Annotated in this window: 18 protein-coding genes and 1 other annotated feature (1 of these 19 only partly in view); of the genes, 5 read left to right on the top strand and 13 right to left on the bottom strand. The window is 40.9% G+C overall.

All coding sequences use genetic code 11. The features are described from left to right. Positions 1 to 22: a sequence feature (Phe leader region), on the top strand (it extends 101 nt beyond the left edge of the window). A gap of 44 nt (positions 23 to 66) precedes the next feature. After that, positions 67 to 1224: a chorismate mutase gene (locus ACTRWE_RS04925; RefSeq protein WP_013464497.1), complete on the top strand. Its 1158-nt coding sequence runs from the start codon at positions 67 to 69 to the stop codon at positions 1222 to 1224. 62 nt (positions 1225 to 1286) lie between these two features. Here ACTRWE_RS04925 and tyrA read toward each other — a convergent pair whose 3' ends face one another. The 7 genes from tyrA to ffh all read right to left on the bottom strand — a co-directional run bounded on the left by tyrA (position 1287) and on the right by ffh (position 7368). Then, entirely contained in the window at positions 1287 to 2420 is a 1134-nt protein-coding gene (gene tyrA, locus ACTRWE_RS04920; protein WP_262976137.1) for a bifunctional chorismate mutase/prephenate dehydrogenase, read from the bottom strand. Positions 2421 to 2702: 282 nt separating this feature from the next. Next, positions 2703 to 3572 carry an MYG1 family protein gene (locus tag ACTRWE_RS04915; RefSeq protein ID WP_013464495.1) on the bottom strand — a complete coding sequence of 290 codons (870 nt, stop codon included), beginning with the start codon at positions 3570 to 3572 and terminating at the stop codon, positions 2703 to 2705. Positions 3573 to 3764: 192 nt separating this feature from the next. After that, a complete protein-coding gene (gene rplS, locus ACTRWE_RS04910) occupies positions 3765 to 4124 on the bottom strand; it encodes a 50S ribosomal protein L19 (protein ID WP_011327636.1) in 360 nt (119 codons plus the stop codon). A gap of 33 nt (positions 4125 to 4157) precedes the next feature. Then, the gene (trmD, locus tag ACTRWE_RS04905; protein ID WP_008114471.1) at positions 4158 to 4925 is read right to left on the bottom strand and encodes a tRNA (guanosine(37)-N1)-methyltransferase TrmD; all 768 of its coding nucleotides are present in this window, start codon (positions 4923 to 4925) and stop codon (positions 4158 to 4160) included. Continuing rightward, positions 4925 to 5461, bottom strand: coding sequence for a ribosome maturation factor RimM (gene rimM / locus ACTRWE_RS04900; RefSeq protein WP_008114470.1), 537 nt, complete (start codon positions 5459 to 5461; stop codon positions 4925 to 4927). The genes trmD and rimM overlap by 1 nt, the downstream gene beginning before the upstream one ends. A 17-nt stretch (positions 5462 to 5478) precedes the next feature. Beyond that, the gene (gene rpsP, locus ACTRWE_RS04895) at positions 5479 to 5727 is read right to left on the bottom strand and encodes a 30S ribosomal protein S16 (RefSeq protein WP_008114468.1); all 249 of its coding nucleotides are present in this window, start codon (positions 5725 to 5727) and stop codon (positions 5479 to 5481) included. A 261-nt stretch (positions 5728 to 5988) separates the two neighbouring features. Then, the gene (ffh, locus tag ACTRWE_RS04890) at positions 5989 to 7368 is read right to left on the bottom strand and encodes a signal recognition particle protein (protein WP_008464738.1); all 1380 of its coding nucleotides are present in this window, start codon (positions 7366 to 7368) and stop codon (positions 5989 to 5991) included. A gap of 223 nt (positions 7369 to 7591) precedes the next feature. Between ffh and ACTRWE_RS04885 the strand changes: the two genes are divergently transcribed. Both ACTRWE_RS04885 and ACTRWE_RS04880 read left to right on the top strand, forming a co-directional pair. Then, the gene (locus ACTRWE_RS04885) at positions 7592 to 8398 is read left to right on the top strand and encodes a cytochrome C assembly family protein (protein WP_013464492.1); all 807 of its coding nucleotides are present in this window, start codon (positions 7592 to 7594) and stop codon (positions 8396 to 8398) included. A gap of 61 nt (positions 8399 to 8459) precedes the next feature. Further along, positions 8460 to 9728 (top strand): HlyC/CorC family transporter, encoded by a 1269-nt coding sequence (locus tag ACTRWE_RS04880; protein ID WP_013464491.1) that lies wholly within the window; start codon positions 8460 to 8462, stop codon positions 9726 to 9728. Between the two features lie 41 nt (positions 9729 to 9769). Here ACTRWE_RS04880 and ACTRWE_RS04875 read toward each other — a convergent pair whose 3' ends face one another. Both ACTRWE_RS04875 and gshA read right to left on the bottom strand, forming a co-directional pair. Then, positions 9770 to 10378 (bottom strand): transglycosylase SLT domain-containing protein, encoded by a 609-nt coding sequence (locus ACTRWE_RS04875; RefSeq protein WP_013464490.1) that lies wholly within the window; start codon positions 10376 to 10378, stop codon positions 9770 to 9772. 437 nt (positions 10379 to 10815) lie between these two features. Next, positions 10816 to 12393, bottom strand: coding sequence for a glutamate--cysteine ligase (gene gshA / locus ACTRWE_RS04870; RefSeq protein WP_013464489.1), 1578 nt, complete (start codon positions 12391 to 12393; stop codon positions 10816 to 10818). 427 nt (positions 12394 to 12820) lie between these two features. On the opposite strand from gshA, the gene ACTRWE_RS04865 reads away from it, so the two are divergent. Then, complete coding sequence (locus tag ACTRWE_RS04865; protein WP_013464488.1) at positions 12821 to 14368, top strand: methyl-accepting chemotaxis protein; 1548 nt, start codon at positions 12821 to 12823, stop codon at positions 14366 to 14368. A 62-nt stretch (positions 14369 to 14430) separates the two neighbouring features. Here the strand turns inward: ACTRWE_RS04865 and clpB are convergent, their stop codons facing one another. The 3 genes from clpB to rluD all read right to left on the bottom strand — a co-directional run bounded on the left by clpB (position 14431) and on the right by rluD (position 18815). Further along, positions 14431 to 17007, bottom strand: coding sequence for an ATP-dependent chaperone ClpB (gene clpB / locus ACTRWE_RS04860; protein WP_350654480.1), 2577 nt, complete (start codon positions 17005 to 17007; stop codon positions 14431 to 14433). A 96-nt stretch (positions 17008 to 17103) separates the two neighbouring features. Continuing rightward, positions 17104 to 17835, bottom strand: a complete 732-nt coding sequence (pgeF, locus tag ACTRWE_RS04855) for a peptidoglycan editing factor PgeF (protein WP_350654478.1) — start codon at positions 17833 to 17835, stop codon at positions 17104 to 17106. A 2-nt stretch (positions 17836 to 17837) separates the two neighbouring features. Next, a complete protein-coding gene (gene rluD, locus ACTRWE_RS04850) occupies positions 17838 to 18815 on the bottom strand; it encodes a 23S rRNA pseudouridine(1911/1915/1917) synthase RluD (RefSeq protein ID WP_350654476.1) in 978 nt (325 codons plus the stop codon). A gap of 141 nt (positions 18816 to 18956) precedes the next feature. Between rluD and ACTRWE_RS04845 the strand changes: the two genes are divergently transcribed. After that, entirely contained in the window at positions 18957 to 19721 is a 765-nt protein-coding gene (locus tag ACTRWE_RS04845; RefSeq protein ID WP_350654474.1) for an outer membrane protein assembly factor BamD, read from the top strand. Between the two features lie 56 nt (positions 19722 to 19777). Here ACTRWE_RS04845 and ACTRWE_RS04840 read toward each other — a convergent pair whose 3' ends face one another. Beyond that, positions 19778 to 20116: a P-II family nitrogen regulator gene (locus ACTRWE_RS04840; protein WP_013464483.1), complete on the bottom strand. Its 339-nt coding sequence runs from the start codon at positions 20114 to 20116 to the stop codon at positions 19778 to 19780. Positions 20117 to 20267: the final 151 nt, after the last annotated feature.

Raw genomic sequence — 20267 nt, 5'->3', positions numbered from 1 at the left:
CCAACTGGGAGGCTTTTTTGTTTACGCTGTTAAATACAGTGACATTTTTGGAATGAGGAAAACCAAATGAGCAATGATGTTTTAGACACGCTTAGGCACGATATAAATGAAATCGATTCTGACCTACTTGTGTTATTAGCGAAGCGACGCCGTATTAGCCATGGTGTTGTTGAATATAAGATAGCGAATAATAAACCAATTCGTGATGAAGCACGTGAATTAGCATTACTCGAAAAATTAATCGGTTATGGTAAATCTCTTGGTTTAGATGCCTACTATGTAAATAATGTTTTTCAAACCATATTAGAAGACTCAGTATTACATCAACAAGCTATGCTGCAAAAAAACCTCAACCCTGATGCGCTAAGTGAAACCCATCGGGTGACCTATTTAGGCGGACAAGGATCTTACAGTCAACTTGCGTGTCATAAGTACTTTAGTCGCCGACCAGGAAAATTAATTGAAATTGGCTGTAGTTCTTTTGATGAGATCACCGGTAAAGTAGAAAATGGCCAAGCAGACTTTGGCTTGTTACCGATTGAAAATACTAGCTCAGGCAGTATTAATGAAGTATTTGATTTACTCCAACACGCGCAAGTCTCTATTGTCGGCGAAGTCACTCACAGCGTAGAGCATTGTTTATTAGCCGCCCCAGACACAGAACTTAACCAATTAACCAAAGTGTTTGCTCACCCGCAACCGTTTGCTCAATGTAGCCGTTTTTTACAAGGGCTTGGCGATTTGCAGCATGAGACCTGCGATTCAACATCGAGTGCATTAAAATCAGCACTTGAAACACCTAACAGTGCGGCTATTGGCTCTGCACAAGCAGGTAAAAATGTAGGGCTTGAAGTCATTAAGGCCAATCTTGCTAATCAAAAAGAAAACCATAGTCGCTTCATTGTGGTTGCACGTAAACCGCTACATGTATCTAAACAAATCCCCACTAAAACCAGTTTAATTATGGCAACTAAGCAGCAAGCAGGCTCACTCGCCGATGCGCTGATGATTTTTAAACAGCATAATATAAATCTAGTAAAATTAGAGTCTCGTCCTGTACCAGGAAATCCATGGGAAGAAGTATTCTATGTGGATTTAGAAGCGAACCTTGCTGATAGCCAAGTGAAACATGCGTTAGAAGAGCTTAAAGAGCATACCCAGTACGTACGCGTATTAGGCTGTTATCAAAGCGAATCACTGCAAGCAGTGAGCGTACAAAGCTAGTCTAAAGCAACATTAAAAAAGGGCCTGCGGGCCCTTTTTTAGTTTTAATTAATCTGTCACGTTTAATCGAGTACTTTGGCGTCGTTCGCTTTATTTAATAAACTGCGACTTTGTGTCAAAAAGTGCGCTGTGGAGTCAGAAAAGTAGGCTTTTGCATCAGCAAAGGCATCGATTAAGGCTGGCTTATCCCCTGCTTTTAACTTTTTAAGCGTCTCTGAGAACAAACACTGATACTGCGCTAATAAGCTTTCTACATTATCAAATTGCGCCAGCATAATATCAGTATACAACTCTGGCGATTGCGCAAAGAGACGACCGACCATCATCAGCTCTAACTGATAAATAGGTGATGAGCAACTACGCAGCTCTGCCAGTGTATGTCCTTGTTTTGCTAAAAACTGACCGTACACAAAGGTGGTTAAATGGCGCATAACCTGAATGATTTGCATCGCTTCATCGTGTTTTTTAGCATCAAGTTCTACTAACTGACAGCCCCAAATTTGTAGCTGCTTTAATAAACCTTGTGCCATTTCAGGATTACGCCCTTCACATACCACCACGGTTTGTTTCACCCAATGAGAAATATCAGGACCAAACATGGGGTGTAAGCCAACAACAGCGCCATTGTGAACTTTTTTGAGCACATTTAACGGCGCTTGTTTAACCGATGTAATATCAACCAGCAAACAATCATCATCGAGTTTAGGTAACGCGTTAACAACCGTTTCGAGGGCATTAATTGGCACACTGATCATCACCAGTTTTGCGCCTTTTAAAATCTCTGCTGCCTGTAATTGCTGGGCTTTATCTAAAACTTTAACTTCGTAACCCGAGCGCTGAAATTGTTTTGCAAATAGCTGCCCCATTGCCCCTTCACCACCAACAATGACAATCGGAGATAGTTGTGAGTCGGCACAAGCTAATTTGGCCTGTTGATTTTGATAAGCTTCACGCATCATGCGCCTGAGAATGTCTTCGACTAAATCAGGGTTTACACCTTGATTAATTGCCTCTTGGCGTCGTGCAGCTAATAAATCAGCTTCTCTATCGGGTGCATGTAGTGGCGCGCCAGTTTGTTGTTTTATTGCGCCAATTTGTTGAGTAATACCATTGCGCTTTGCAAGTAAGGCAACCAGTTGCGCATCGCATTCATCTATACTTTTTCTTAGCTGCGCTAAATCACTTATCTCTGCCACGTTCTCATTCCATCCAAAAAAAGCAAAATCGTAAATTAATAATTACAAAAAAGTAAACTAATCAATACGATAAATACTAACAGGATACGTTAGGGGTTAAAAGGCTAATTAGTGAAAAGATCAGTATGAGTCACTCAACTGCGACCAAGGTAGGATAATTAAATGAATAGAACACAGCTTGCGTAAAGTGAATTAAAAAGCATATAAAAATGTAAGTCTATGCCGAGTTTAAACAATGAAAATTAAAGTGGCTTAATAGCCACTTTAATTAGCACTTTTTATCTAATATTCCAATGCCATAGTCGCAAGCGACATAACACTTTCAAATGATTCTGCACCGGCGATAAATAGGCCATTATGGCAAAACATAGCATCATCTATACCGGTCACTGCTTGAAATTCACTATCAGATAATCCAGCCCACGGTGCAGGTAATGGCTTTCGGTCTTCAAACGAGCCTAGCTCTGCAGGTACCGTTTGCACTATCCACTTACCAGAATGCGATGGATACACTACATATAGCGCCTCTTCTGATAAGCTATGTACGGTTTTTTTCCACGGCGTATAACGCTCTAGTACGATTAATCGTGGATCGTCTGCCTGTTTAATTGCTTGAGCAACAATCTTTTTAGCATTTAAACCACCCTGCGCTGAGGCAACAAAACGAAGCAGCAAAGTGTGTGCAAATTCAACCGCTTGATCAAAAGCAGCATCAAAATTACTTTCCTCTTCCCATGTTGGGTTAAACATAGAAATTGTTTGGCTTAAACTAATGCCTGTGGCAACACCTTCAACATGACCACAATCAATGGCATCAATAGTTGATACAAGCCCTGCATCAACTGCATTCGCCACATCTTGATTATCATCACATATTGCTAAGCCATATTTTTTCCACACCAAGCCAAATGACGAAAAAGGAATCCCATTTTCGCGAGCACCGGCACCGCCGCGCTGATGATGATCAAACCGGTCAGTTTCTGGGTCATATTGGCCGCCAACATCAATAACCACATCAGCGTCATTAATAATCGCATTATCGCGTGTGCGTATCAGGGTAAAAGAAGGGAAAATAATTTTAAGCGCAGCGATACTAAAAACATCATCTGCATGAAAATTGCCGTTGTGCGTAACTATCGTTTTATCATTCATTTTTGTACATCATTTTTTGCAAGAAGTGAGAAGATATTGTGCTTTGAAGTGAACCACACTTTAACGCATGCTGGTTAAGGTGTGTATTGGTTTTTAAATGTAGCGATATAAAAATTGCAATAGCATTAAAACCAAAACGGGTTGCAACCCAAAGGTTGCAACCCGTTTTTTTGCGTTGATAAACAGCGCGTATTAGTTAAGTTTTTCTCTAATACGTGCAGATTTACCAGAACGCTCACGTAGATAGTAAAGTTTCGCACGACGAACCGCACCGCGACGCTTAACTGTTACGCTATCAATAAGAGGGCTGTGCGTTTGGAATACACGCTCAACACCTTCACCGTTCGAGATTTTACGAACTGTGAATGCTGAGTGAAGACCACGATTACGCTTAGCGATTACAACACCTTCAAAGGCCTGTAGACGCTCTTTAGCACCTTCTTTTACTTTTACCTGTACAACTACTGTATCACCAGCGCCGAATGCAGGTACGTCTGTTTTAAGCTGCTCATCTTCAAGCGCTTTAATAATATTTTGGTTTACTTTTGCCATTATGTTTCTCACTTTCCTAGGTGTAACTGTCTTCTAGCCACAAGCTTTTTGGTACTCTTGCTGAAATTTCGCGAGTAATACCGCTTGCTCCTCAGTCAGAGCTAGGTTATGCAACAAGTCAGGACGGCGAAGCCAAGTTCTACCTAATGACTGCATAAGCCGCCATTTTGCTATCTCTTGGTGGTTTCCGCTGAGTAATACAGCAGGCACCTGTTTGTCGTCCAATGTTTCTGGCCGTGTATAGTGAGGACAATCTAGCAAGCCATCCGAAAATGAGTCTTGCTCTGCTGACTGGTTGTGTCCTAACACCCCTGGCACTAATCGCGCTACTGCGTCAATTAATGTCATGGCAGGTAGTTCACCCCCACTCAAAATAAAATCACCAATTGACCATTCTTCGTCAACGTACGACTCTATTATTCTCTCGTCTATACCTTCATAGCGACCGGCAATTAAAATCAGTTTTTCAGAGTTTGCGAGTTCGCTAGCCCCTTGCTGATCTAATTTGCGCCCTTGTGGCGACATATAAATTACTTTTGCACCATCACCTGCAGCCTGTTTGGCTTCAAGAATGGCTTGTTTTAATGGTTCAACCATCATTAACATGCCTGGCCCGCCCCCGTAAGGACGATCATCTACGGTTCTATGCTTATCAGTTGCATAGTCACGTGGATTCCAGCAGTTAAAATCGATTAAGCCATTTTTAACAGCACGACCGGTTACACCTTGCGTTGTAATTGCATCAAACATATCCGGGAAAAGGCTGATAACCCCTACCCACAACGAACTTGTTTGACTCATTAAAAGCTTGGATCCCAATCTACAGTAATTTCTTTCGCATCATATTTAACTTCTTGAATAACTGAATCAGTTAAAAAAGGAATTAAACGTTCTGCTTGGCCAAATGCATCTTTACTGTTTGCTTTCACAACCAGTACATCATTTGAGCCTGTCTCCATAAGGTCATCAACAATGCCTAAGTTATAACCTTTATCAGTTACAACCGACATGCCGATGAGATCTCGCCAATAGAATTCACCTTGCGGTAATTCTGGTAGCTGCGCTGAATCAACAGAAATTTCTACATTGGTATAAGCCATTGCTTGGTCTCTGTCATTTACTTGCGCAAACTTAGCGATAAAGCCTTTGTTGTGGCGACGCCAGTCGACCACTTCTAAGGATTGCCATTTACCTTGCTGCCCTATCAACCACGGGCTGAAATCGAAGATCCCTTGGGGATCATCAGTAAATGAATGCACCTTAAGCCAGCCCTTTATACCATATGGGGCGCCGAGCTTTCCTACGACAATTATTGATGAGGTGTTCTCTTGACTCATGGTTACACTTACGCCTATTAAGCCGCTTTACGAGCGTCTTTAACTAATTTAGCTACACGATCTGAAAGACCTGCGCCTTGACCTAACCAGTGTTCAACACGTGGTAAATCTAAACGAAGTTTTTCTTCTTGACCTGAAGCAATTGGGTTAAAGAAACCTACTTTCTCGATGAAGCGACCGTCACGCGAGAAACGGCTATCCGCAACCACAATTTGATAGAAAGGGCGTTTTTTAGCGCCACCACGTTGCAAACGAATAGTTACCATACCGTCCTCTAAATAGATTGACTGTTTTCATTAATAAGATTTACTCCCCAGTATGGGGAGCCGGTGAATTGTACGAGTTTTTAGCAACAATGCAAGTAAGAAGTGATGCAAAAAGCCAGTTTAGTAGATTAAACCGTGATCCAAGATGAAAAAGTATATGAATAAGCTATTCTGTGCATAGTTTATTCAACAATAAAGAGGCATTTTGCCTCTTTATTGATTACTTTTTATCTCGTATTGGAGGTATTAAAGGTTAAATTATTAAAATTTTGGACCACCGCCACCCATCATGCCAGGTGGTAACATCCCTTTCATGCCACGCATCATTTTTTGCATGCCACCTTTACCTTTCATCTTCTTCATCATTTTTTGCATTTGCGTAAATTGCTTAAGCAGTTTATTGATCTCTTGTACTTGAGTACCAGAGCCCGCAGCAATACGCTTTTTACGCGAACCTTTGATGATTTCTGGGCGTGCACGCTCTTTTTTGGTCATAGAGCTAATAATCGCTTCCATTTGAATAAAGGTTTTATCACCCATTTGCCCTTTAACCGCATCTGGGATGTTTTGCATGCCAGGCAGTTTATCGAGCATCGACATCATGCCACCCATGTTTTTCATTTGCTTTAGTTGATCAGCAAAGTCATCCAGCGTAAAGCCATCACCTTTAAATACTTTTTGTGCTACTTTTGCCGCTTGTTCTTTGTCTACTTTCATCTCGACTTCTTCGATTAATGAAAGTACATCACCCATGCCTAAAATACGTGAAGCAATTCGGTCTGGGTGGAAAGGCTCAAGGGCATCAGTGCGCTCACCCACACCCATAAACTTAATTGGCTTACCAGTAATATGACGAATAGATAAAGCAGCACCACCTCGGGCATCACCATCTGTTTTAGTCAGTATCACACCGGTCAGCGGTAAAGCTTCGTCAAATGCTTTTGCTGTATTTGCCGCATCTTGACCTGTCATTGCATCAACAACGAATAGCGTTTCGATTGGATTAATTGCATGATGCAAGGCTTTAATTTCATCCATCATGTCGCTATCAACATGCAAACGACCCGCAGTATCGACTAATACAACATCAATAAATTTCTTTTTCGCATGAGAAATGGCGGCAGTTGCAATATCAACTGGTTTTTGCGAAATATCACTTGGGAAAAATTCTACATCAACTTCTGTTGCTAAGGTTTCTAATTGCTTAATTGCTGCTGGACGATACACATCGGCACTCACCACTAGCACAGACTTCTTCTTGCGCTCTTTTAAAAACTTAGCCAGCTTACCCACACTGGTGGTTTTACCCGCACCTTGAAGACCAGCCATCATCACTACCGCTGGCGGCTGTGCGTTAAGGCTTAGCTCTTCGTTGGCTTCACCCATGGCTTTTTCAAGTTCTTCACGAACAATTTTTATAAATACTTGGCCAGGGCTCAAGCTTTTGGTGACTTCAACACCAACCGCACGCTCTTTAACTTGCTTTACAAACTCGCGAACAACAGGCAACGCCACATCGGCTTCTAAAAATGCCATTCGCACTTCACGAAGTGTATCTTTAATGTTGTCTTCAGTTAAGCGACCACGGCCACTAATATTTTTTAGGGTTTTACCTAATCGTTCTTGGAGGTTCTCAAACATGTAACGGTTCCGAAAAGACGTTTATATCAACTCTATTAATAAGGTCGATGTTATTAAAATTCAATTGAAAATAGTATACCGTAAATGGTGGCATACAATACAGTGCTGAAGTGCTGCTTATTGAGTTTCTTTTTACAGGGTCTATGCATTTGCGTTGCTATAAAATACAATGACCAGATAACGAACACGAATTATTTGACTTCAATTAAGTGGCCAAAGCAAAATGCTGATTATTAGTTTAACTATTATTGCCAGTTTATTTTATGTGTTAGCAACGTCTCACGTGCTTTCGCGATTGTTTCATCGTCAGGGACCAAGCCAAAAAATTACCATAATACTGAGCACTGTCGCTATTTTGGCGCATATGCTGCTTTTAGTAAACTCGGTGTTTAGAGCCGATGGCCAAGATTTAAGTATTGTTAATGTTGCATTACTGACTTGTTGGGTAATAGTGCTTTGTGTCACCACCGTCTCTTTGAAGTTCCCTGCGACACTGCTATTACCTGTTGTATACGGCTTTGCTGCCCTGTTAACTATTGCTAGCCTGTTTATTCCTCATCACGTTTTACTTCATAGCATTAATGTAGAGCTTGCGTTAGTTGCGCATATTTCACTGTCGTTATTAGCCTACTGTATCTTAATTATTGCCACCCTTTACGGCGTACAATTTTACTTTATTGATAAACGTTTGAAACGTAAAGATTTAGCAATAGTACATAGCCATTTACCGCCACTAATGGTGGTAGAGCGTCAACTTTATCAACTATTAAATTTAGGCACAGTATTATTAAGCGTGGCGCTGATTACAGGGTTTGTATTTCTTGATGGCATGTTTGCCAAAGAGTTTATCCATAAAACAATCTTATCTTTAGTTGCTTGGGCTATTTTTGCTACGATTGCCGTTGGCCATGTAAAACGAGGTTGGCGAGGGAAAATGGTGGTAGTGAGTATTATGATTGCCGCATTTACACTCACACTCGCTTATTTTGGCAGCCGTTTTATACAAGAAGTGGTTCTAAATAAGTTTTAACTTGACTCTGAAAGCTCACTCTAGCTTAATACGCATTGGTTTATAAAAAAAGGATCCATCGTTGGACGACATATCGACAAGTACGCTGTTTATCATTTTAGGTTTATTGGTACTTTTTTCTGCTTACTTCTCCGGGTCAGAAACCGGAATCATGTCAATCAACCGTATTCGTTTACGACACCTCGCTAAAGAGAATCATCGTGCTGCGAAACGCGTTAGTAAATTACTCAGTCGACCTGACAGGTTGATAGGTCTTATCCTTATTGGTAATAACCTTGTCAATATTGCGGCTGCCCAAGTTGCCACCATTATTGGTATTCGTTTGTATGGTGATTTAGGTATTGCTATAGCAACAGGTGCATTAACACTTGTGGTGCTGATTTTCGCTGAAGTAACGCCAAAAACACTGGCCGCCCTCTATCCTGAGCGAGTCGCTTTTCCAAGTTCGGTGATACTCAAAGGGTTACTAAAAATTCTCTTCCCATTTGTTGTCGTTGTTAACTGGATGACCAATGGTATATTGCGCTTATTTGGTATTAGCGCTGCACAAATAGATGAGCACAGCATGAGTAAAGAAGAATTAAAAACCGTGCTAAATGAATCGGGGGCGCTGATCCCCGCTCGTCACCAAAGTATGTTGACCTCTATTTTAGATTTAGAACAAGTTACCGTTGAAGATATTATGATCCCTCGCAATGAAATTGTGGCGATTGATATTAATGACGATTGGAAAATAATCAGTAAACAACTTACTCACGCTCAACATACTCGGGTGCTTTTATACCGCGACAATATTGATGATGCTGTTGGCTTTATTCACTCTCGTGATGCGCTTCGCCTTTTAACTAAAGAGCAGTTTGATAAGCCTTCGCTATTACGTGCGGTACGTGAAATTTACTTTATCCCTGAGGGCACCTCGCTTAACACTCAGCTACTAAAATTTCAGTTATCAAAAGAACGTATTGGTATTGTTGTTGATGAATATGGCGACATTCAGGGCTTAGTCACTCTTGAAGATATTCTTGAAGAAGTTGTGGGTGATTTTACTACCACTCAAACTCGGACACCGAGTGAAGAAGTAACCACACAAAACGATGGCTCTTACATTGTCGACGGCGGTGCTAACGTTCGCGACTTAAATAAAGAAATGGGCTGGGAATTCCCATTAGACGGCCCTAAAACATTGAGTGGCTTGATTGTTGAGTACTTAGAAGATATCCCCGATGCTAATTTAAGTATTCGTATTGCAGGCTATCCGGTTGAAGTACTTGAGGTAAAAGAAAACATGATTAAACAAGTTAAAATTCAACCAAACAAACGTAAAAAATAAACCAATAAAAAAGGAGCCTGCTGGCTCCTTTTTAATCTAATCTAAAAGAACAATCGCTCTAACCAACCTTTATCTAAATCATCTTCGCAGCGTCTTAGCTGTGCGCCATAACGGCTTGCCCGATGTTTTACTTTATTGGCAACGCTCATTAGCCATTTTTTCTTACGATAGGTGCCTCGTTTATAACCGCCCCATCCCTCATGATAATTTAAATACTGTGCGTAGGCGTCCCACTTAGACACACCATTAACTTTATGGGTTTTGTAAACAAACCACGCCATAAAATCAATCGCATCTTCAAATTCGTCTCTGTCGGCGCCACTGTTACCTGTTTCACGAATATAATCAGACCAAGTAGGCGTTTTAGCTTGAGAATAGCCATAGGCATCGCTTGCACGACCAGTAGGGATTATCCATAAGAAGTATTCCATAGGCGGTGCTGCATCGTGGCGAAAAGAACTTTCTTGATACATCATGCTCATTAACACATGTTTTGGGGAGCCCCACTTTTCCTGCGCGTCTTTGGCATCAAAATACCAGTCAGATTTCTCTTCGAAAATTTTACAAATATCTTCTGGTTGCTTTGGGGGAGCTGTTGCACACCCAGCTATAGTGAGCAGCAAAGATAAGGTAATAATATTTTTTTTCATTTTTTTAGATCTCACTGAACTTTTTAATAAAGTGTGGGTCTGAATCTATGAATGCAGCAGTACAGCATTGTTTCATCCCTAAAGAATATTTACGCAGCTACTATGAGCTGCGTTTTTTTTTGCCTGCTACTTACTTGGGTCTGTTGACCTTTCAAGGTTGCATTTGCAGCAGTTTGTTTGGTATTTAGGCAAGGCAAAGCCTATGTGGTATGGTTATTTCCCATAAATAGGCGATAACGCAGCATCAATGCCAAACAGGTGCTGCCCTTCGGGTTCTGCCTAGGAGCGATTTACTCTTTGTTGCTCGGTTTTTACTTATTCTTACATGGATGTAAGCCAGTAGAATAACGCAGGAGCAGTTATCGAGCCCACTAGGTTACAAACCTCGCGCCGCGATTAAACCGCTCCTAGTTTGAACAAATTATAATCCGCAAAGGTCAACAGACCCTGAAATACGTATCTAAAAATGCGGTAAATGATTGTTTATCAGCTTGTTCAATTGCCTTTTGGGCTTGGTACGACTCTGCAGCTTGTTGCTCTAGCCACGATTTTGAAAATTCAGTATAACTTGCTGTTTCATGGCTTTGTTTGTACTTCTGAGCAAGTGAGAGTGCAAAGTGGCCATTATCTAACCCAGACGCTTTTAACTGCTCAACATAACGACCAGAATACGTTAATGCCGGATCATGAATCCAAGTCGCCATGCGCTTAATAGTGTTTGAGTAGTAGTCAACATCGTAAGCAGTATCCATCCACTGAGCAACATCACTCAGCTGACTAAATATTTCATCACCCCAAGATTCTAGGCTGCGCTGCTCATTATTAAAATTAAGCATCAAGCCTTGTTCTCGACCTTGGTTAACCACAGTATCAAGATTTTCAGTGCTACGAGTTTGCTCTTGCCAATCCATAGGCGCTGAATCTTTTAATAAACAATAAGTTAAAAACACATCTAAAAAGTGTATTTGCTCTAAATCAATGCCAACTTCACTAAACGGATTAACATCCAATGCACGAATTTCAATATATTCTATACCCGCTCTTAGCAATGCATCGGTGGGCGTTTCACCATTTTTTGCATTACGTTTAGGACGAATTGGCGAGTAAAACTCGTTCTCTATTTGCAAAATGTTTTTATTTAATTGCTTTGGCGTAGCACTGGTGTAATCGTCAATACTGCCGTAAATATCTGAAGGCGTATTTATGGCTTTTTTAAGTCCTGCAACATATTCATCTAATGAGTTATACATTACTCGTAATGACGATTGTGCGCTATTGGTATAGCCTAAGTTGCCTAAACGTAATGCGGTGCCCACTTCCAAATATAAAGTGCCTTTACCGAGTTTTTTAAACGGTAAGTCGCTTTTACGCCCTTGTAAAAAAGAGCTACATAATGCCGGTGATGCGCCAAACATGTAGCTAATTAACCACAGTTCGCGTTTAAAGTTACGAATTAACGCCAAGTAACTATCCGATATAAAATCTTCAAGTTTCGCGTCACTTTGCTTTAATGAGTGCAGTGACTGCCATAGCGTTTGTGGAAAAGAAATATTGAAATGCACGCCAGCAATCGCTTGCATCATACTGCCGTAACGGTTCTTCAAGCCTTCGCGATATAGGGTTTTCATTTTACCGACATTAGAGTCGCCAAATTGTGCCAATACAATATCGTCTTGATGATTTATAAAGCACGGCATACTAATTGGCCACAATAATTCATCGCCCATATGTTCTAGGGTGAACTTTTGTAAATCTTTTAGCTGCTGCAAAGTTTGCGTTGATGACTCGCTAACCGGTGTAATGAACTCAAGTAAAGACTCAGAAAAATCAGTGGTAATATGCCCATTGGTGAGCGCACAGCCCACCCCTTGAGGATGAGCCTGTTTTGAAATGGAACCATCGTGATTAATTCTTAATGATTCTCTCTCAATACCGCGCATAATGCCTTTAATAGCCTGTTGATTATCTGCATTAGATAGCGCGTTGAGCGTGTTCTTTAAATTATAAGTTGTCAAAAAAAAGTTTCCTCGAGCCAAGTGGCTTAATCATAAGGTTATGGGGTCTTTTTACCTTTACTCAAGATTAAACGATGAAAAAACTATATGAATTTATTAGATATAGTTTTTACTGGATTTTAAACACGCTTTGTTTCACGCTATAAAAGATAATCTTGCCATTGCCACTACGAATATACAATTTCTTTTACATATTATTTGCCATAACCCCCCGCTGACAACATGGCGTTTTAAAACACTTTGATAAGATAGAGTTAAACCCTAAAAGTTTGTCATAACTGAAAAATTCAATTACGCTTAATATTGATAAAGATCATATAAATATCAAAAAAAATGTCTTATTCCTGCTATTTTACACATATCACTAACGTACATTAGTTTTAGTAATTACAATAGCCGCCATAATAAAGAATGATAAAGAGTCACTATGCGTCGTAATCAAAGCTTAATAGATGAAGAAGTTAACTTCGAAGAACACCAAGAGTTGGTTTCAACCACTGACTTACGCGGTGTTATTACTTATGCCAATCATGAGTTTTGTAGTATCGCAGGCTACGAGATGGATGAACTGATAAATAAAAATCACAATATCGTTCGCCACCCTGATATGCCAAAAGCTGCATTTAAAGAAATGTGGGACACCTTAAAACAAGGCCATTCGTGGCGTGGCGCGGTAAAAAACTTATGTAAGGACGGCCGCTATTATTGGGTTGATGCATTTGTAACGCCTATTTTTGAGCATGGCCAACTTATTGGTTATCAGTCTGTACGAATAAAACTAGAGCAACGCGCAAAACGCAGAGCGCAAAAGCTCTATGCCAAAATTAACGCTAATAAATCATTATTTAGCTGGCGCGAACGCACATCATTAAGACAAAGTTTGAGCATTGCCGGTATTATAATTTGGTTAGCCAGTGTCGCAATGTGGGGCTCTCTTTCGCTTGCCGCGATTAACTTATTAGTATGTATTGTTATTTTAGTTTTAAATTATGATGAGCTGGTAATAACACCTGCAACCCTCAAACAACAAAAAAGCCAAGCAGACTCTGTATCTCGTTATGTGTTTAGTGGCTCGCACCCACATAGTATTAGTGAGTATAGAGAGCAGATGCTCAGTGCTAAATTAAGAACGGTACTAGGGCGGGTAAAAGATTCAACCTTGAGTTTTAATTCGATTGCCCAAGGGTTAGATCAACAATCGACGTTGACCGAGCAAGGTATTTCTTCTCAAGGCACTCAGCTAGAACAAATTGCTTCAGCGATGTCACAAATGAGTACCACGATTGGTGAAATCTCTAACAATACCAATAACACGGCTGATAAAGTGGGCATTACTTATCAAAGCTGCTCTGATATCAAGAATCATATTGCAGATAACAGTAAAATGGTGTCTGACTTAGCTGTACAAGTTGAGCAAGCGGCCGCCACAGCAACGGGGCTTGCCTCTGAAGCGGATAAAATTGGCCAAGTCATGAGTGAAATAGAAGGGATTGCTGAACAAACTAACTTATTGGCACTCAATGCGGCTATTGAAGCGGCACGCGCCGGTGAGCATGGGCGTGGTTTTGCCGTCGTTGCCGATGAAGTAAGAGCGCTGTCGTCACGAACTCAAAACGCCACAGCACAAATTCATAGCTCAATTAAAGAAATTCAAGATACCTTGTTTAGCTGGTCTAAAATTATGCAGAGCACAAAACAACAAGCCGATGACTGTGTTAATACAACAGGACAAACACAACAAGAGCTTGATAGTATTTTTATTCAAATTAGTGAAATTTCACAGCTCGCCACGGATATTTCAGCCGCAGCAGAACAGCAACAGGTTGTAAGTAAAGACATTGGTAGCAATGTTGAAAAGATTAAAGGCTTAGGGGATGACAATTTACAATTGAGTTTTAGCGTAGCACGCGGTGCGGCTGAACTAGTGGAAGGCTCAAGAAAAGTGAATGACTTATTACTGACTTTTAAAGTTTAACCATCGCCCTAAAATAGAAACAAAAAAGCCGCTGTAAACAGCGGCTTTTTGCTGTGCTCAGATTATCGACTCGTAAACACTAAGCCGTCTTCGTTAGCATCAATGACAATGATACAACCTGGTTGAAATTCATTATTAAGCAGTTTTTGTGCTAATGGATTTTCAATGGTTTGCTGTATTGCCCGTTTAAGTGGACGAGCGCCATAGACAGGATCAAAGCCACTTGCAGCAATTCGCTCAAGAGCAACATCTGTCAACTCAAGTAAATACCCCATCTCTGTCAATCGTTGACGTAATTTACTTAACTGAATATCTGCAATTTCTTTAATATGATTATGTGAAAGTGAGTGAAATACCACAGTTTCATCAATACGGTTAATGAACTCGGGTCTAAATTCATTATGTAAAACACCCATGACTTTTGCTTTAAGCTCGTCATAGTCATTACTTCCCGCTTGCTCTTGAATGATATCTGATCCCAAGTTGGAGGTCATAATGATAACCGTATTTTTAAAATCAACCGTACGCCCTTGGCCATCCGTTAAACGCCCGTCATCAAGGACTTGTAATAAAATATTAAACACATCTGGATGCGCTTTTTCTATTTCATCAAGCAAAATAACCGAATAAGGTTTACGACGAACAGCTTCGGTTAAATAACCACCTTCTTCGTAACCTACGTACCCTGGAGGCGCACCGACTAAACGTGCGACTGAGTGTTTTTCCATAAACTCAGACATATCTATACGCACCATGGCACTTTCGGTATCAAACATATAGCCTGCTAGTGCCTTGGTAAGTTCTGTTTTACCAACCCCTGTAGGCCCTAAAAATAAGAACGAACCAATTGGACGATTGGGATCAGCAAGCCCTGCACGCGAACGACGAATGGCATTAGCCACCGCCACGACGGCCTCATCTTGACCAATGACTTTGTTATGTAACTGCTCTTCCATTTGTAATAGTTTTTCACGTTCACCTTGAAGCATACGCGCCACTGGGATCCCGGTCCAACGGGATAAAATTTCTGCAATTTCATCTTCGCCCACCTGATTTTTAAGCAAGCTCATTTCTTGCATTTCTGCTTGTGATGCTAAATCGAGTTTGCGCTCAAGCTCAGGTATACGTCCATATTGCAGTTCAGACATACGCTGCAAGTCACTTGCTCTGCGAGCCACTTCTAAATCAAGTCGTGCCTGCTCTAGTTCAGCTTTAATAACCTGCGTGCCTTGTAAAGACGCTTTTTCTGCATTCCATACTTCATCTAGTTCACGGTATTGCCCTTCAAGCTCAGTGATCAGCTCGACCATTTCTGTACGGCGCTTTTGACTTGCTTCATCTTTCTCTTTGGCCAGTGCGTTATCTTCAATTTTTAATTGGATAATGCGGCGCTCTAATTTATCTAAAGCTTCTGGCTTTGAATCAATTTGCAAGCGAATAGAAGAGCCCGCTTCGTCAATTAAATCGATTGCTTTATCGGGTAATTGGCGATCACTAATATAACGATGCGATAACTGCGCTGCGGCAACGATTGCAGGGTCGGTGATCTCCACTGAATGGTGTAATTCGTAACGCTCTTTCAAGCCACGCAGAATAGCAATGGTGTCTTCTACTGAAGGCTCTTCTATTAATACCTTTTGGAAACGGCGCTCAAGCGCAGCATCTTTTTCAATGTACTTACGGTATTCATCTAAAGTGGTTGCGCCTACGCAATGGAGTTCACCGCGTGCTAAGGCAGGTTTTAACATGTTACCCGCATCCATAGCGCCATCACTTTTACCAGCACCAACAATGGTATGAATTTCATCAATAAATAAAATAACTTGGCCTTCTTCTTTAGCCAACTCATTAAGTACTGATTTTAAACGCTCTTCAAATTCACCTCGGTATTTTGCACCAGCAACTAATGCGCCTAAATCAAGTGATAATACGCGCTTGTTTTTTAAGCCCTCAGGCACTTCACCATTAATAATACGCTGTGCAAGCCCTTCAGCTATAGCTGTTTTACCCACCCCTGGCTCACCAATTAACACAGGGTTATTTTTGGTACGGCGTTGTAATACTTGAATAGTGCGGCGAATTTCATCATCACGACCGATTACAGGGTCAAGCTTACCTTGCTCTGCACGCTCAGTTAAATCGATGGTGTACTTTTCAAGTGCTTGACGTGTTTCTTCCGCATTAGGATCGTCAACTTTTTGGCCACCACGAATCGCTTCAATTGCCGTTTCAACCTTACTCGCAGTAATGTTAAGTGCTTTAAAAACACTGCCAAGCGGGCCTTTATCTTCACACGCAACTAATACAAACAACTCACTTGAAATGTATTTATCTTTACGCTTTTGGGCGTATTTATCACATAGGTTTATCAGTGAAACCATGTTATTTGACAACTGTACATCGCCACCAACACCTTCCACTTTAAATAACTTTTCTATCTCTTGTGATAATTTAGTGTTGAGTTCATCAACGCTGATGCTCATTTGTGCAAATAGTGCACGTACACTTGAGCCACTTTGTTTTAACAAAGCGTACATTAGATGCACAGGTTCAATAAATTGATGATCGCGACCTAGCGCTAATGATTGCGCATCTGAAAGCGCAGACTGAAATTTACTTGTAAATCTATCTAAACGCATGGGGGTTTACCTATAAAAAAACGAATTACTTAATAGATGGGTATGTTAGCGGGTTTGTTCAAGGTATTGTGGGAAAAATAATCACCTAATGATTATTTACTTGCGCCAGATCAAACTTGCCATACGACCGGTTTGGCCATCGCGCCGATAAGAAAAAAACAAGTTAGCTTGAGAAACCGTGCAATGCTCACCCCCGCTAATGTTTATAACGCCCTGTTGATTAAGTAAAATAGTTGCTATTAGATAGATATCAGCTAAATACTTTTCATTATTTTGAGCTTTGAACGCGCTGTGCATTAGGGGGTTATTTGCTGTAAATAACTCGACTACCTCTAGGCCTACTTGAAATTGATTAGCCCCTATTGCAGGACCTAACCAAGCATGTATATTCGACGGGGCGTTTTTAAAACATGCCAGCGTATTGTTGATCACCCCTTGCTCTAACCCTCGCCAACCAGCATGAATTGCGGCCACTTCTTGCCCGTCACTCGATGAGAGTAAAATAGGTAAACAATCAGCAGTCATTATGGCTAAAGGTTGATTGCGTAATTGCGTATATAGCGCATCGGCTGTGAGTGTTTGGTTGGGGTCAAATCGCTCATCCACTGTAATTACATCAGCGCTATGAACCTGATTTAACCAAATTGCCGGTTTAGGCAAATGAGCATTTACACGTGCTCTGTTATTTAATACATCTTGGCTGTTATCACCTACATGCAACCCTAAATTCAAACTATCGAATGGAGGCTGAGATACGCCCCCTTCACGTGTAGTACTCAATGTATCTACACCATGAAGAGATTGCCATGTAGCTGATAAGCCAAACATTGTTAACTCGCTATATCAGGGTTTGCTTTTGTGTCTTCACGCAGTGCTTGAGTCATTTGGACCATATCATCAGGGATAGGCGCTTGCCAGGTCATCATTTCACCGGTGATTGGATGCGCAAGACTTAATTTTACGGCGTGAAGCGCTTGGCGCTTAAAGCTACGCAGTAACTCAAATAACTCCGGCGTTGCCCCTTTTGGTGGACGAGGACGACCGCCATAAGATTGATCGCCAATTAATGGGTGGTTTAAGTACGCCATATGCACACGAATTTGGTGTGTACGCCCTGTTTCAAGACGTAAACGCAAACGAGTATGGGCGCGGAATTTTTCGGCAACACGGTAATGCGTAATAGCTGGTTTACCCATTTCATGAACTGCCATATGCGTACGCTGTGTAGCATGACGACCAATTGGTTTTTCAACCATACCACCGGCGGTCATAGTGCCATTACATAACGCTTCATATTCACGTGTGAAGTTTTCGCGCTTTTGCAGTGCTTTAACTAAATGTGTTTGTGCCTGAATCGTTTTAGCAACAACCATTAAACCTGTTGTGTCTTTGTCTAAACGATGCACAATACCCGCTCGTGGTACGTTAATAATTTCTGGATAGTAGTGTAATAAAGCATTTAACACCGTACCATCAGGGTTACCTGCGCCAGGATGAACCACTAATCCCATTGGTTTGTTGATCACTAAAATATCATCGTCTTCATAAACGATGTTTAATTTGATATCTTGTGCTTCGTATTCACGAGGTGCTTCTATTGTTGTTTCAACAGCTACAACTTCACCACCGAGTAGTTTTTCACGCGGGGTGTTGAAAATTTCACCATCAACGGTGATTTTATCATCTAAAATCCACGTTTTTATCCGTGATCGTGAATAATCAGGGAACAATTGTGCTAATACTTGGTCTAGACGTTTACCACCTAAGTCTGTTGGGACCTCGGCTTGGAGAGATATTTGCTCTGACATTAGTAACTTTACCCAATTTACCAGTGCAAGCTTTGCTTGACTGGGTTAGAATCGCTTTTAATAAAAGCATAACATAATACGCATAGTTTACTCGGTTTTACCCACTTGGCCTAGCCGAAGACATCGAAGGTAACAAATAAAATGATAAATAAAATAGGGAAACGTGCATTCGCCATTGTTTTTTCAGTTTCAGTGCTTAGTTTAGGGGCCTGCTCGTCTGCACCTGACCAAGAAGATATTCAACGCGTACCCAACAGATCGGCACAAGCACTATACGAAGATGCAAAACAAACGCTTGATTCTGGTTTATACGCTCGTGCAATTGAATTATTAACGGCAATTGACTCTCGCTATCCGTTTGGTCCGTTTTCAAAACAAGTCCAAATGGGTTTAGTGTATGCACACTACCAATCAGGTAATACAGAGCAAGCGCTTGCTACAATCGACCGTTTTATTCGCTTAAACCCAAACCACAAAGATTTAGATTACATGTACTACATGCGTGGCTTGGTTAATATTAAGGCGGATAAAAATGCTTTCCAAGAATACTTTGGTGTAGATAGAGCAGACAGAGATGCCAAACGCACCCGTGTTGCTTATACCGACTTATCAACTTTGGTTAAACGTTTTCCAGAAAGTGATTATGCGCCAGAAGCAAAACGTCGTTTAGTTTGGTTATTAAACCGCATGGCACGTTATGAGCTAAAAGTGGCAACTTACTATTACGAACGTGAAGCCTATTTAGCAGCCGCAAATCGCGGTAAATATGTGGTAGAGCACTACTCACAAAGTAGTTATCTTGATGCGGCACTCGCCATGATGGAAAAAAGTTACGAGAAGCTTGGCTTGACTGAACTAAGTCAGCATGCAGAGCAAACGCGTAAATTTAATAGCAGAAATAAATAACACGAAAAAGGCGCTAGTTATAAAATTAGCGCCTTTTTTTTACGAGGTTTATTCGACTATATAGCCTCTTCATCCTCTTCTGCAGTACGAATTCGCACAACACGTTCTACGTCAGTGACAAATATTTTACCATCACCAATTTTGCCAGTTTGTGCTGTTTTAACAATAACATCAATAGCACGTTCTACGTCTTCATCACCGAGCACAATATCTAGTTTTACTTTAGGTAAAAAGTCAACCATGTACTCAGCACCACGGTATAGCTCTGTGTGGCCTTTTTGACGTCCAAACCCTTTTACTTCACTTACTGTCATACCCGTAATGCCTACATCAGATAATGCTTCACGCACATCATCGAGCTTAAACGGTTTAATGATTGCTTCTATTTTTTTCATAGTAATTACTTTTGAAAGCTTCAGTTGCCTCGATTTTAGACAATCATGAGGTTCATAGCAAACAAAGAGATTGAATAGCACCGGTGAAAAATAATCATGGTATGATTATTTTAATAAAAATAACTATACTAAAACATCACCGAGTTAATGA

It is taken from the genome of Pseudoalteromonas sp. G5_S1_54_S4, from assembly GCF_054968565.1.
This window is presented reverse-complemented; position numbering and strand designations above follow the sequence as displayed.